Raw genomic sequence first — 14,276 nt, 5'->3', positions numbered from 1 at the left:
TGCCCGAGTGTTTGCCGCGTGTGATGAATCGCATCACGCAGGCTGCAAGACGAGCTCGTAAAACAGGCTGTAGAAGACGAACCCGGGCACGTTGCGGCGCACCTTCAGACCTTGCTCCGCAAACATTCGGGACTGGATCCGGTACATGATCCCATTGACCATCATCACCAATGGCAGCACCAGCAGCGTCACAGGCCCTGCAATCCAGTAGATGCCGAACAGCGCTAGCAGCAGCCCCGGTAAGAAGACGAGCGTATAGACCAGATCCAGATGCGGAAACAACGGGTTCCGCCAGATGAACAGCGTGATCATGCGTGGCTTGAACAATAGTTGCCAGTGCGCCTTGAACGCTTCCATCAGACCGCGAGACGAGCGCTGACGCTGTCGGATGAACTCGGGCCACGTGGCGGGCACGTTGGCGCACAGGAAGGCATTCTCGGCATAGCCAACGCGGTATCCGGTCTTCAGGATGGCTGAGGTCGGCACAATCTCCTGGCCCACGACACGCGGCCAGCCAGCCACCTCGCGTAGCACGCACCGGAGACCGCCGTTGACGTGATCTCGGTTCCAACGGCTGTTGAGTTGATCAGCGACATTCGCAACGTCACTTGGACCTCGCGCACGAGAAAATCCGAATCTTGAAGGGCACCGGTACAGGTAATCACTCGCGCGTAACCCGACGAACTGATCGCCTTGCACATATCGGTGAAAATATTCCACCGAGGGACGCTGTTCCTCGAAACTTTCGCGATCGCTCGTCACGAAGACTTCCGATCCTCCTGCCTGCCGGGGTGCCGATATCGGTTGCACATGGGTTGCCGCCGCAGCCACCTTCATTGCGATCCACGACACACATAGCGACGAGCGGGGTGTCATTTCGTCCCCCACGTTTTTCGCGTTTTCAGCAACTCGTCAAGGTAACCAAGTACGCTAGCCGGCTGTAGCAAAAAACTATAAAACAGCAGGTAGGCGGCCAACCCAACGCCATTGCGCCGTACCGTCAGGTGGAGTTGCCTGAACGTTTTTTTTCGACCGAAAACATGACGGCACTCATCAATCCCGCCAGCGGAACCAGGGTGACGGTCATCGGACCGACGATCCAGTAAACCCCGAAAAGAGCAGACACGAGGCCCGGGATAAAGGCAAATGAGAACGTCACATCCAACCAGGGAAACAACAGGTTCCAATAGATAAAAAAGTCGACAGGCGCGGCGTCGACAGGATGTCGGGATGTTGCCGAAACGCTTCCATCATTCCGCGGGCCCAGCGCTGACGCTGCCGGACAAACTGCCGTACCTTCGTCGGCACATTCGTGAAGCAGAACGCATCTTCGCAATGGCCGACCCGATAGCCGGCTTTCAGCAGGGCCCAGGTCAGCACGATGTCTTCGCCGACGCACGGGGGCCATCCCCCTACCTCCCTCAGCACCCGTCGGTCGTATAACGAAAACGCCCCTTGCGCAACCAAGGTTCCCTGATACAGGGACTGCATGCGTTTGATGGCCGCAATTCCGACGAAATAATCCCATTCCTGGCAACGCGTCAAACAGTTTTGACGGGAGTTTCTCACCAGTATCGCCCCCGCTACGGCGCGCGTGTTCGGCGGATCGTTCACGTACCGTTCGACGATGTTCACGAGCGCTCGACCATGTAGCTGGGAATCTGCGTCGACCGTCAGGATCAAATCATGCTGCGCGCGGCTCAATCCTTCATTAAGTGCATTGGCTTTCCCACCATTTGTGGGGATGTCGATGAGTTCCAGCCACGCGTACTCGGTCCGCGCGGCCCTTACCACCTGAGCGGTGCGATCGCGCGACCCATCATTAATGACGATCACCTGCATCGACGCCGGATACTGCTGCCGACCAATGGCCGCCAGCGTATCGTGTATTGAGGCCTCCTCGTTGTAGGCTGCGATCAGAATTGTCACGGGCGGATAGCTCGCCAACGGCGCATGAGTCGGGCGCCGGTCAAGCAAGAGGCTGACCACGAGAAAGGCATTCATGAAGCCCGGCACGATCGCGATGCCGCCGACCGCAAGCACCGTCGCTATACTGCCGATCCAATGAGACAGATCCGCCATCCATGGCCGCGCGGCCCACACGGAAAACGCTGTCCAGCTTGTTGCCGCGCACAACGCCAGCAGAAATTTGCAGCGTACCGAGAGATAGGCATGATGTTGATGGACACTGGGGGCTGTGTTATTCATTCGAGTCGGCTCGCGTTACAGATACGCTTATAAGGAGCCAATCTGGTTCCTATAAACATATAGTCGGTCTCAAGCTTCCGTTGAATACCCACGCGGGCAATGGTGCAATTGGCCTGCAGGGCAAGTGTGATGTTGAACGTCGTAGTACCTGTACCATTCGCATAGGATGCTGCACGCGCAAACGGCCGGGTCGGACCAAATATCGGCGTCGCGGCGAGCGCGGGCGAAAATAATCTTTGTTCCATCGTGAGCCTTCCTTGCGGACGATGTGCTGATGTGGATCCGCGCGCACCGCCCACGCCAGGACCACGAACCCTATGACTTTCTTCACTACAGGTTCCGATTCAATTGGAATTCAGAAATAGAAGCTCGAAATTATTCGTTCTTTGCGAGCATGGTCTAACCCCCGATTCACGATGGCGAACTACTGATATTTATTCACAATCCCTATGCATGTTTTATGTCTTGTTTTGATCAGCGATACATTTACGCTGACGCACATCTTAAGAAATAATGTATTCAGTCATTTGATCTGAATCAGAACCCCGTGACGTCTTGCCGAACAGCTGAGACGGCGGGCGGTACCGAACCACACGCAGTCAAAACATTCACTCCCGATGCTGGCTTTCTCATGTCCACACCAACTTATCGACAGAATGCCGGCGCATCTGAACGCGTCTTGCGAGCGCACTTGATGTAGATCAAACCTGCTGCCCCTCCAGGCGCAAATAGCCTCTGGAAGCCGGTATGCCCCGCATAAACGACGAACTCATCATTGGCGATGTAGCGTACAGGGGCACGGCGGAACCCTGCTCCCCCTACTGGTCAATCGCGTGCGAGGTCACGTCGAACCGCTAATTCCAAAGGACCGCTATGAATTTTGGTGCGCACGAAATCTTCCCCTCCGATTGGGTTCGTACTGGAAGCGGCCACACTTGGCTGTTGCAAGCCAGCAAGAAATATCGTGCCGAATCCGAAAATCGTTTCGCTGGAGCAAATGCCGGCCAGGTCAAGATGAAAGTTGCGGATATTCTTCATGTCCAGACAGACCACCACCGCGAAAGCGCACGGGGTACGCCCCTTGAGGTTGCTTGAGCTATGCGTCACGCGGCAAGTGCTCTGTAGGCGAACGCCTACAGAGCATGACGTTCGGCTACGTCATTCTCGGGCTCCTCTGATTTAACTTCGCGGGTGTCTGTCCAATAATAAATTCACGGACCTGTGGAACGACTTTCCGTCGCAGTCCAACCGGAGTTCACGTCATGAACAGCAACCGCGTTTCCCTGCGATCTCTTGTGGATAAATGGCTTGCACCTACGCTTTCGATGCCCGCGCGGGTGACGCAGATTGGTCGGGTGCTCGCGACGCACGGCCGCTATGTGCGACTGGAAGGTTGCATCTCGACCGGACCACTGACGATCGTATTCTTCCGGCATGAGGACGGTTCCTGGTGTGTGTTTCCGTCCGTCCCCGCGTCACCCTCGATGTCTGGACGTCTCTTTGCGAACTGAGCCGTCATGCCCATAAAGTGAATCGACCATACACCCATTCTCATTGCGATGGCGCCGCCGAGCGGCCCGCGCCGACGTTGCCGCGCCTGCGGCACTGAGAAAATTCGGCCAGACAGTTCCAATACTGTGAAAGAGGCGAGGAGCGCGACGACGGGTGAAAGTAAAACAAGAAATGGTAGATACTTTTCGCTATCGCAAGCACTGGCCCTGACCCCGCACCCAAGTAAGGCAGCTACGGTCTCAAGACCATTACGGTCATGCACGGCATGCTTCCGCGTGCCGAGATCAGACTTGCTAGCGGCACTGCTCTACTTCGCGACCGCGTCCATGGCCCAAAAACGAAATACCCCTTTGCCCGCTTTCTTTGCGTCGTACAAGGCCGCATCAGCCCGCTTCTTCAACAGTTCAAGGGGCTCGTGTTCTGTTGCGAAGGCAATGCCGATGCTCACGCCAATTTTCACCGTCGCGCCTGCTGATAGCGCATAGGGTTCGGATAGCTGCTGGATAATGCGCTGCGCAAGTGCGGCGGTGGAGGACGTGGTTGAGCTCTCAAGGACAATGGCGAATTCGTCGCCGCCGAGCCGTGCCACCAGCTCCCCTTGTCGCAGCGTCCGTCGCAAGCGCTCGCCGACCATTTTCAGTACTTCGTCGCCCGCCGCGTGGCCAAAGCCGTCATTCACCTGTTTGAAGCTGTCCAGATCGAGATACATCACCGCCAATGCCGGATCGTGATCGTCCGCGCACCGGGAAAGTTTCCACTCCAGTTGTTCGCGCAGGTAGCGTCGGTTCGGCAGACCTGTCAGCACGTCGTGACGGGCCCATTGAAGAATTCTGGCCTCGGCGGTCCTACGCTGCGTCACGTCCTCGATGATGATCACAGCGCTGCCGTCAGGCACCGGATTGCGAGTCATCTCGAGCTGGCGGCCATCATTGAGATTCAGGTCAAGCGGACCGTGTTTCTCCAACAGCCATGTCGTACACCGCTCGACAAGCTGCTTCCGGAGCGTTTCGCCATACTTCGCGAGCCCTAACTGACCAATGAACTCAGGGAGAGGGACATTGAGCTTCAGCATCTCGACAGGGGCGCCGAAAAGCTCTGCGGTTCGGCGATTGGCAATGATCACCTTCGCGGCGCTGTCGATGGTGCACAGCCCGTGCGGCATATACGCCAACGCCGCATCGAATTGGGCCCCAAGTTCAGCGTGCCTTTGTTCGGCCGTCATCAGGGCAACAAGCATCGCATAGTGGCGCCTGACCACCGAAGTCATCGCCGCAACGTACAGGCAAAGTGGTGGCACCAGAATCCACATTGCGCTACGGGAGGCGAGCAGCCCGGCCAGTCCAATGGGAATTGCCCCCAGGCAAATCTGCGCGATCGCCAGCCGGGGCAAGGCTGCATTTCTTGATGCTATTCCGCCTAGAATCCCGGCCGTCACCATGACGGCGAGCGCTGCCAGTTCGCCGTCATGGGACAGGATGCAGCCCATCGTACCGAGGCCGAACAGCAGGCAGGCCAGTAGCGAAGGCGGGACGTATCGGACGGCCCAGGGGCCAGGGTGAACCGCACCCGTACGGCTGCGCACGATGTAAGCACGAGCGATCCCGAGCCGTGTTAACAGGAGGCCAATATCCGCCACGAGCCATAGCTCGGCCCACGTCTGATGCAGACGGATCGCGGCTACGAGCGCAATGAAACCGCTTGCGCCCCCCGACATGACGAGCGGCCGTATGTTTTCAAAGAGCGTCGACAGCAGTGACGAACGAACGGCGACCGTGACGTCGCCGTTGTGCGGCGCTGGCGTCGCAAGAATCGAATCGAGAATGAATGTCTTGCCGGGCATGCTATGACCGCATCTGAAATTTTCTGCCAGGCCGCGTCGAGTGACGACTGCTCCCTGTGTTTGCGGAGAAAGCAGTGCTCTTACCGGGCGCTCAATGCCATTTTTTCGTTAGAGAACGTTGAACTGAGGAACTCTCGCTTTAACCGGTTCGTCCCCGTATGCGCGTTGACTATAAACACCCAATGGGCAACTCCGTTGATTTAAGTCAAAGGCATGAAAGGGGCATGAAGCGCAGGGCCGCGCTACGTCAATTCCGTGGCACCACGTTCGCCGTTATGACTGCGACGTGCGCGATGCCCGCATGGCCGATTCTGGCGAGCAGATTCGCAACAGCGCCGAATGGTTGGCTTTGATCGGAACGCAGGTTCACCACGGTCCGGTCATCCCGCGCTGCGATGCGCCTGAGCGTCGGCTCCAGTTGGTCCGCGGCGATGTCGCGGCCGTCGATCCTGAGCTTGCCGTGTGCATCGAGGCTGACTGTCACCGCGTGATCACGCGCTTCGGGCGCGCTGGCTGCAACCTTTGGCAGATCGATATGCAGCGTTCTGGTCAACATCGGCGCCATGACCAGAAGAATCACGACGAGTACCAGCATGACGTCGACAAGCGGCGTGATGTTGATTTCGGCGAGCGGTTGGTCCGTATCTTTTGCGTTCGAACGGGAAATCATGTGAGCACCTCCGCCCGATAAGCGCCCGTCACCGCGCGAAAACCGTTGCGTTGCGCAACGTTGACGAGATCCGCGGCGTAGTCCTCGAGATCGGCAATCGAGATGTGAACGCGGCGCACAAAGAGGTTATAGGCCAGAGCAGCGGGGATGGCGACGGCGATCCCGATTCCCGTCGCAGTCAATGCTTGCCCGACCGGGCCGGCGACCCCTTCGATCCCGCTCGCGCTGCCCACAGCGACTGCGTGCAGTGCATGGATAATGCCGAACACCGTGCCGAACAGGCCGATGAACGGCGCGGTACTGGCAATCGACGCAAGCAGCGTCAAGCCGCGTTCAAGCGTGCGCCTTTCTCTCTGGATCTGCTGGTTCAGGAAGCGATCGAGCAGTTCGTGGCGGTCCCAGGCCACGAACTCTGCATTGGCCGCTGCCGTCTCCGCTGGGGCGGTGCCCGACCATGCGGCGAAGCCGGCCCGCGCCACGCGCGCCTTCGGACACTCCGAAGCGTGTGACGGGCTGCCTGGCATGCCCGACGGATCGCGATCGGCGGCGCTCCAGAAAAGCGCCGTGAAACGCCGGTTCTCGGAAGCAAGATGCCAGTACGCGCAGCCTTTGTACAGAATCAGCCACCACGTCAGCAACGAACAGGCCGCGAGCAAGCAAAGCGAAGCGTCGACAATGAGCTGTGTGGCGAAGTCAGACATGTTCATGGTCAGGTTCCAAGTTTGAATTCGATGGGTACCTGGACCCATCCATCGACCGCTTGAGCGCCACGGCGAGCCGGCGCAAAACGCCAGTTGGTGACGGCTTCGAGTGCCGCGTCATCGAGCGACTCGTGGCCGCTCGACGACGCGAGTCCGACGTGGTCTGGCCGGCCGCTGGCCAGCACGTGAACCTTAAGCATGACGGTGCCTTGCCAGCCGCGTTGTTGAGCCACGCCTGGGTAGGTCGGCGCGGGATTCTGCAGGTAAGCAGCGCCGAAGCTCGGTTCGGTGACCGGTTCGGACGTCGGCTGGGAGTCCGGCGATGTTGCGGCCGATGCATTGCGTGGTTCGGGACCGGCGTCTGTGACCATGGGTTGTGGAGTCGTAGCGGTGGGCGCAGGCTGCGACTTCGATGTGTTGTTCGGTGCGATTTTCGCGAGCGGTTTCGCTGGCGCAGCCTGAGTAGTGTGTCTCGGGGTAGCCATGTCTCTTGCACGGCGCGTCGAGGTCGAGGGCGCTGGCACGGCCGATGTCATAGCCGACGGCAGGTTGGCCGCACGGTTTGCGGATTGCGTTGAAATCGCGGCCGGTGTCGGCACGACAGTCCCTACGTCGAATTGCAGGTCCAGCGCGTGCGGCGCCGTGTATTCCAGCTTTTCCACGGATACACGCCATGCCTTGAACGCAACCGTGCAATGGACGGCAAGCACGACTAGCGCAATGGCATGTGCGCGCGCTCCCCGAAGGTCGTTGAAAGCGCCCGTGGTGAACGGTGGCAGTCGGCTCGCTGCGACGCGCACCGGCGGGTTCGCCGCCGCGGCGCATTGCAGGCTACGCAGCCTGCGCCGTGCCGCGTTTGCACTTTTCAGCGTTGAAGTGATCATGCGTGCCACCGCCAGATTCTGATTGCCATTCGGATCGCAACATGCGTGCCGGTCGCGGGGACACGCATGCGGCCTTTGTTTGAATCAGGCGCGCTCCGAGGGTGTGTCTCAAGTGTCCCCGTACGGAACACCGCTTGTACCAAATCGACACAGATGTCACGTGAGCGAAGACAAGCGCGGAACAGCGTTCGACATCGCATCGCGTCGATGTCCGGCATCGATGTTGCTTTGAAGTGGGTACATCGGAAACCGCAATCAAAGAACATACCGCGTACGGCCATCACGCCGATGCGCGTCACGACGGAGGAGACACATGAAGTCGCATCGCGACGATTGGCGGCGCACGCGCATCGCCGCAGCCATAGCGAGCATGCTTGCTATGACCCACGGTATCTGCGCAGTGGCGCAAGACGAACCGTCGTCGTCGCCTTCCCAGGTGATGCCAGTCGTAACCGTGGTTGGTACGGCGCCGCTTACCGGACTCGGCATGGCGCTCAATGAGGTGCCTGCCGCCGTGCAGATCGTCGACGCGAAGGACATCGAAGCGCAACACCCGAATTCCATTACGGCCTACCTGCAGCAGAACGTCACCAGCGTGACGCTCAATTCGAGTCAGGGTAACCCGTATCAGCCGGACGTTAACTATCGGGGCTTCACCGCTTCGCCGCTTCTCGGCACACCTCAAGGCCTGTCGGTGTTCCAGGACGGCGTACGGATCAACGAGCCGTTCGGTGACGTGGTCAACTGGGATCTGCTCGCACAATCGGCGATCGAGCGAATCGAGGTGATGCCCGGGTCCAATCCGCTATTCGGGTTGAACACGCTAGGCGGCGCTATCGCAATCACCACAAAAAATGGCCGGGACAACCCCGGCGGCAGCGTCGAAGTGGAGGGCGGCTCGTTCGGACGCAGGAGCGTGGTCTTTACGCAAGGCGGCCAGCACGGACGCTTTGACTATTTTGTCACCGCCAACGACGAGGCCGACCAGGGTTGGGCCGACCACAACCCCAGCCGCGTGAAGCAGCTGTTCGGCAAGGTGGGCTATACGGACCCGCGCACCACGGTCGAGCTGAGCCTCACCGCAGCCGACAATCAGTTGCAAGGTACCCAGACCATTCCGCGCTCGTTCCTCGGCAATCCACGCCAGCCCTATACGTATCCCGATGAGAATCAGAATCGCGCGATCATGCTGAACCTGTCGGGCAAGCGTAACTTCAGCGATGCGTTGCAGCTCTCCGGCGACGCGTACTACCGGCACTACAACAACGACAACCTCAGCAGCAACGTCAATGGAGATTATGGTTCCATCGATCCGGCGACGGGCGTGATGGATACTGTACCTGCGCAGAACGCGCACTCCGTGATCTCGCAGGACAGTTATGGATTTGCACTGCAATTGAGCGTCACCGGCAAAGTCGCGGGGATGGAGAACCAGTTGACGGCGGGTGTCAGCGGCGATTTTGCGAACACCGGCTTCACGCAGTACACGCAGAATGCTCAGTTCGCCTCGGATCGCCAGACAGTCGGGACCAGCGGCTTCAGCCTGGAAACCGACGCATCGACGCGTAACAGCAATCTCGGCGTGTTCGTCACCGACACGCTTTCGTTGACCCGCACGATTGCGCTGACGGCCTCCGCGCGTTACAACCACGCGAGCGTCGACATCGAGGATCGCAGCGGCATGCAGCCCTTGTTGAACGGCTCGCACAGTTTTTCGCGGATCAATCCTGCGCTGGGCATCACCTATAACCCGGTGCCCTGGTTGACGGCTTATGCCAACTACAGCGAGGGCACACGTACGCCGACCGCTATCGAGCTGGCCTGCGCCGACCCGGCTGCGCCCTGTTCGCTGCCGAACGATTTCATTGCCGACCCCGCGTTAAAGCCGGTCATATCGCGGACCTTCGAGGCGGGCGCGCGCGGAACGCTATCGTCGGCAATTCACTGGAGCGCGGCATTGTTCCGCACCGAACTTCACGATGACATAGCGTTTGTCAGCAGTAATGGAGCATCGACCTCGACCGGATACTTCCAGAACATCGGCGCCACGCGGCGGCAAGGGTTCGAAATTAACGCACGCGCGCAGACAGGTCCGCTTACTGTGAACGCAGGCTATACCTATCTGCGCGCAACCTATCAAAGCAGCTTTGTCGAGCAAAGCGCGAACAACTCGAGCGCTACCGCCCAGGGCAACATTACGGTGCATCCGGGCGACCGTATTCCCGGCATTCCGGAAAACACGCTGAAGTTGCGTCTGGATTATGCGGCTACCGCGAAATGGAGTGTGGGAGCAAACATACTCTATCGCAGCTCGATATTCGCCCGTGGCGACGAGAACAATCAGGACAGTAATGGGCGTATCGCGGGCTATGCGATCGTCGATCTGGACACGACCTATCAGGTCACGAAGCAACTGCAGCTATTCGCGCATGTGAACAATCTGTTCGACAAACGCTACGCCGACTTCGGCATCCTCGGGCAGAATTTTTTCAATGGCCCCGGCCATTCGTTCTCGCCCGATGCGGTGACCAACGAACAGTTTCTCGGTGTGGGTGCGCCGCGCGGCGTATGGGTTGGATTGCGCTATGCGTGGAAGTAAAGCGGGGATGCGGGCTGCGACGTATATAACCACTTGTCTGGAGCGGGTCTCACACCGCTCCAGATCCGTGCGTAGTGGGCTAGAAGAAACCCAGCGGCTGCTCGCTATAGCTGACGAGCAGATTCTTGGTCTGCTGATAGTGGTCGAGCATCATCTTGTGAGTCTCGCGACCAATGCCGGACTGTTTGTAGCCGCCGAATGCCGCGTGCGCCGGATAGGCGTGATAGCAATTCGTCCATACGCGGCCTGCCTGGATTTCCCGGCCGAAGCGATAGGCACGTGTACCGTCGCGAGTCCATACACCGGCGCCGAGGCCGTACAGCGTATCGTTGGCGATTTCGAGCGCTTCCTCTTCGTTTTTGAATGTCGTCACCGACACCACCGGCCCGAAGATTTCTTCCTGGAAGATACGCATCTTGTTGTGGCCACGGAAAACAGTCGGCTTCACGTAGTAGCCTTTGCTCAGTTCGCCGCCGAGCGTATTGCGTTCACCGCCGATCAGACACTCAGCGCCTTCCTGCTTGCCGAGATCGATGTATGAGAGGATTTTTTCGAGCTGTTCCTCCGAAGCCTGGGCGCCGATCATTGTCTTCGTGTCGAGCGGATGACCCTGCCTGATTGCGGCGACGCGCTTCAGGGCACGCTCCATGAAGCGGTCGTAGATTTTTTCATCGATCAGTACACGCGATGGGCACGTGCATACTTCACCCTGATTTAACGCAAACATCGCGAAACCTTCGAGTGCTTTGTCGAAGTAGCCGTCGTCGCGATCCATCACATCGGCGAAGAAAATGTTCGGGCTCTTGCCACCGAGTTCGAGCGTCACCGGGATGATGTTCTGGCTCGCATACTGCATGATCAGGCGGCCTGTGGATGTCTCGCCCGTGAAGGCAATCTTCGCGATGCGCTTGCTCGACGCGAGCGGCTTGCCGGCTTCGAGGCCAAAACCGTTGACCACGTTCAGCACACCCGGCGGCAGCAGGTCCTGGATCAGTTCCATCAACACCAGGATCGACGCAGGAGTTTGCTCGGCAGGCTTGAGCACGATGCAGTTCCCCGCGGCCAGCGCGGGCGCGATCTTCCACACCGCCATCAGGATCGGGAAATTCCACGGAATGATCTGACCGACCACACCGAGCGGCTCGTGGAAATGATAAGCCACGGTATCGGCATCGATCTCTGAGAGCGTTCCTTCCTGTGCGCGAATGCAACCGGCGAAATAGCGGAAGTGGTCGATCGCGAGCGGGATGTCGGCGGCGAGCGTTTCGCGGATCGGCTTGCCATTGTCGATCGATTCGGCAAACGCGATGCGCGAGAGGTTCTGCTCCATGCGGTCGGCAATACGGTTCAGGATCGTTGCGCGCACGGCCGGCGCGGTATCGGCCCAGGCTTTGCGGGCGCGGTGGGCGGCATCGAGGGCGAGTTCGATATCTTCTTCTGTCGAGCGTGGGATCGACGTAAAGGCTTCGCCGGTGATGGGCGACACGTTGTCGAAGTATTCGCCGCGCACCGGCGGAACCCAGTTGCCGCCTATGAAATTGGCGTACTGCCGCGCATACGGAAATTCGACGTCGAGAAACTGCATATCTGCGTGGTTCATGCCTGACTCCTCCAATGATTGTGTGACTGGTGTCGATGGAGACGGTCCGCGTTGGCTCGACGTATCCGCCGTGCTGACACACTTCATCGTGCGGGGCATTCAGCGAGAAGCGTGCCATTCGGTCCTGTTTGCGTCGCGGCAGGCGTCAGGCGAACTCAGATGTCGACCACCACGCGCGACGCATACGTCGCCGCGAGTGGATCGCCTCCACGTGCCGCTTGCTACGTCCGTGTGGTAACTGTCATTTTTAGCAACACATCCTCGCTCGACTGCGCCAGCGTGCAACACCGGTTGTCACTCCGCGATGACCGCGCAATCGCGTAGCAGCGCCCGTCCTTATGATCCGCGACGGCTCGCGGCAACGCCACTGCCAATGGCACGCGACTTGCCTTGAATGGTCAGCAGCCAGTCTGCATTCACTAGACGATGGCGCCGCCGCACGGCCTCGCGTCGACAACTCAACAGGAGACAAGGATGAAAGCACGTTTAACTTCGGCGACGCGGCCTAAGGCGCTTGCGATGGGTGTGGCCGCCGCCGTCAGTCTGATACTGGGGTCGGTCGCAGTAGCCGACGACTATCCCGCCGTCACCTACGAGCGTTTGACTGCCGCACAAAGCGACCCCGGTTGGCTCACGTATTACCGAACCTATAACGGTCAGGCGCATTCACCGCTCAAGCAGATCGACGCAGCTAACGTCAAGAACCTCAAACAGGTGTGGAGCTACAAATTTCCGGCGGATCTGCAGCAGGGTTTCGAAGCGACTCCGATTGTGAATGGCCGCTACCTGTTCGTCACCACGCCGAAGGACAACGTGTATGCATTCGACGCCGCAACCGGCAAGCAACTCTGGAAATTCGAACCCAAGCTCGGCGCGGAATCGTTCAAGACGGCGTGTTGCGACGTGATTAACCGCGGCGTGGCGTTGTACGGCAAGAACGTCTACGTCGCGATGCTGAGCGGCGACGTCGTCGCGCTCGACGCAAAGACAGGCGCGCTTGTCTGGCGCAAGCAGATGTTCGAGCCGGGGCTGGGTTACGCGTTCTCCCTTGCGCCGCTCGCGCTCGACGGTGCGTTGGTGGTGGGCAGTGCAGGCGGAGAGTACGGCGCACGCGGCTTCATCGCAGCATTGAATCCCGACGATGGCAACGTGATCTGGAAGCGCTTTACGGTACCCGCGGCCGGCGAGAAGGGTGGCGATTCATGGCCGAACGGCATGCAGGAGCACGGCGGCGCACCCGCCTGGCTGACGGGCACCTATGACGCCGCATCGAAAACGCTTTACTGGGGCGTGGGTAACCCGGGACCGTGGCTCGCCGATCTGCGGCCCGGCGACAACCTGTATTCCGACTCGCTGCTCGCACTCGATCCCAGGAATGGCAACCTCAAATGGCATTACCAGTACACGAAACATGACACATGGGACTACGACGGCGTCAATACGCCGGTGCTTGCCACGATCAAGTACCAGGACAAGGATTACGACGCCATTATCCATGCGGACCGTAACGGCTTTTTCCACGCGATCGATCGCACGACCGGCAAGCTGATCTACGCGAAACCCTTTGTCACTGCATCGTCGGTCACCGGCTATACGGCGGATGGCTCGCCGATCCAGGACGCGTCGAAATATCCGAAGGCCGGCACCACGATCGAAACCTGTCCGAGTTTCCTCGGGGGCAAGAACTGGTGGTCGGTTTCGTACGATCCGGACAAGCATCTCGCGATCGTTCCCGCACTGCATGCGTGCATGTCGCTCTCCGGCAAGTCGGTGAACTACATGGAAGGCCTGCCGTACCTTGGCGAAGGGTTCGAGATCAAACCGGAGCCCGGCAGCAAGGGTTATGGAGAACTGCAGGCGATCGATGTCGACACCGGCAAGAAAGTCTGGAGTCACTGGAGCAAACTGCCGTGGAATGGTGGCGTAGCGACCACGGCGGGCGGCCTCGCGTTTAGCGGTTCGCTCGACGGCCACCTGTATGCATTCGATGAGGCGACCGGCAAAGTGTTGTGGCGGAGCCCGAAGTTGGCCAGCGGGATCGTTGCTCAACCGTCGGTGTTCGAAGTCGACGGCAAGGAGTACGTCGCCATTCTTGCCGGTTACGGCGGTGCCAACCCGATCTGGGGTGGGCCGATGGCGAAGGCTGCGGAGAAGGTCCCACGCGGCGGCACGCTGTATGTGTTTGCGCTCAACCACGGCTGATGTTCACCAGGCTGCCACGACGGTTTGCCCAGCGCGACATTTGCGCAGGCCGTCCAGCCG

General features: G+C 59.4%; 12 protein-coding genes. 4 read left to right on the top strand and 8 right to left on the bottom strand.

From position 1 onward, the window contains the following. Window positions 1–33 precede the first annotated feature (33 nt). The 3 genes from M0D64_RS07365 to M0D64_RS07355 all read right to left on the bottom strand — a co-directional run bounded on the left by M0D64_RS07365 (window position 34) and on the right by M0D64_RS07355 (window position 2,453). The gene (locus tag M0D64_RS07365; RefSeq protein WP_266257157.1) at window positions 34–837 is read right to left on the bottom strand and encodes a glycosyltransferase family 2 protein; all 804 of its coding nucleotides are present in this window, start codon (window positions 835–837) and stop codon (window positions 34–36) included. 318 nt (window positions 838–1,155) lie between these two features. Beyond that, complete coding sequence (locus M0D64_RS07360; protein ID WP_266257156.1) at window positions 1,156–2,208, bottom strand: glycosyltransferase family 2 protein; 1,053 nt, start codon at window positions 2,206–2,208, stop codon at window positions 1,156–1,158. Beyond that, window positions 2,205–2,453, bottom strand: coding sequence for a hypothetical protein (locus M0D64_RS07355; RefSeq protein WP_266257155.1), 249 nt, complete (start codon window positions 2,451–2,453; stop codon window positions 2,205–2,207). Before M0D64_RS07355 ends, M0D64_RS07360 begins: the two co-directional genes overlap by 4 nt. Window positions 2,454–3,081: 628 nt before the next feature. On the opposite strand from M0D64_RS07355, the gene M0D64_RS07350 reads away from it, so the two are divergent. Together M0D64_RS07350 and M0D64_RS07345 are read left to right on the top strand one after the other, a co-directional pair. After that, entirely contained in the window at window positions 3,082–3,303 is a 222-nt protein-coding gene (locus M0D64_RS07350) for a hypothetical protein (protein WP_154560342.1), read from the top strand. A gap of 167 nt (window positions 3,304–3,470) precedes the next feature. Next, complete coding sequence (locus tag M0D64_RS07345) at window positions 3,471–3,719, top strand: hypothetical protein (protein WP_166618183.1); 249 nt, start codon at window positions 3,471–3,473, stop codon at window positions 3,717–3,719. A 308-nt stretch (window positions 3,720–4,027) separates the two neighbouring features. Here M0D64_RS07345 and M0D64_RS07340 read toward each other — a convergent pair whose 3' ends face one another. The 4 genes from M0D64_RS07340 to M0D64_RS07325 all read right to left on the bottom strand — a co-directional run bounded on the left by M0D64_RS07340 (window position 4,028) and on the right by M0D64_RS07325 (window position 7,815). Continuing rightward, on the bottom strand, window positions 4,028–5,560 hold the full coding sequence (locus M0D64_RS07340) for a sensor domain-containing diguanylate cyclase (RefSeq protein WP_266257154.1): 1,533 nt from the start codon (window positions 5,558–5,560) through the stop codon (window positions 4,028–4,030). Window positions 5,561–5,807: 247 nt separating this feature from the next. Next, window positions 5,808–6,230: a biopolymer transporter ExbD gene (locus M0D64_RS07335; RefSeq protein WP_266257153.1), complete on the bottom strand. Its 423-nt coding sequence runs from the start codon at window positions 6,228–6,230 to the stop codon at window positions 5,808–5,810. Continuing rightward, window positions 6,227–6,937, bottom strand: coding sequence for a MotA/TolQ/ExbB proton channel family protein (locus M0D64_RS07330; protein WP_301717310.1), 711 nt, complete (start codon window positions 6,935–6,937; stop codon window positions 6,227–6,229). The genes M0D64_RS07335 and M0D64_RS07330 overlap by 4 nt, the downstream gene beginning before the upstream one ends. 2 nt (window positions 6,938–6,939) lie before the next feature. Next, on the bottom strand, window positions 6,940–7,815 hold the full coding sequence (locus tag M0D64_RS07325; protein ID WP_266257152.1) for an energy transducer TonB: 876 nt from the start codon (window positions 7,813–7,815) through the stop codon (window positions 6,940–6,942). 313 nt (window positions 7,816–8,128) lie between these two features. On the opposite strand from M0D64_RS07325, the gene M0D64_RS07320 reads away from it, so the two are divergent. Continuing rightward, window positions 8,129–10,414 carry a TonB-dependent receptor gene (locus tag M0D64_RS07320; protein WP_266257151.1) on the top strand — a complete coding sequence of 762 codons (2,286 nt, stop codon included), beginning with the start codon at window positions 8,129–8,131 and terminating at the stop codon, window positions 10,412–10,414. A 79-nt stretch (window positions 10,415–10,493) separates the two neighbouring features. Here M0D64_RS07320 and adh read toward each other — a convergent pair whose 3' ends face one another. Then, on the bottom strand, window positions 10,494–12,014 hold the full coding sequence (adh, locus tag M0D64_RS07315) for an aldehyde dehydrogenase (protein WP_154560347.1): 1,521 nt from the start codon (window positions 12,012–12,014) through the stop codon (window positions 10,494–10,496). Window positions 12,015–12,488: 474 nt separating this feature from the next. Here adh and M0D64_RS07310 point away from each other — a divergent pair, with 474 nt between their 5' ends. Continuing rightward, the gene (locus M0D64_RS07310) at window positions 12,489–14,216 is read left to right on the top strand and encodes a methanol/ethanol family PQQ-dependent dehydrogenase (RefSeq protein ID WP_266257150.1); all 1,728 of its coding nucleotides are present in this window, start codon (window positions 12,489–12,491) and stop codon (window positions 14,214–14,216) included. Window positions 14,217–14,276 lie beyond the last annotated feature (60 nt).

This window comes from Paraburkholderia sp. WS6 (genome assembly GCF_030464835.1).
GTDB lineage: Bacteria > Pseudomonadota > Gammaproteobacteria > Burkholderiales > Burkholderiaceae > Paraburkholderia > Paraburkholderia madseniana.
The sequence above is the reverse complement of the archived record's forward strand: the minus strand, read 5'-3'. Positions and strand labels throughout refer to the sequence as shown.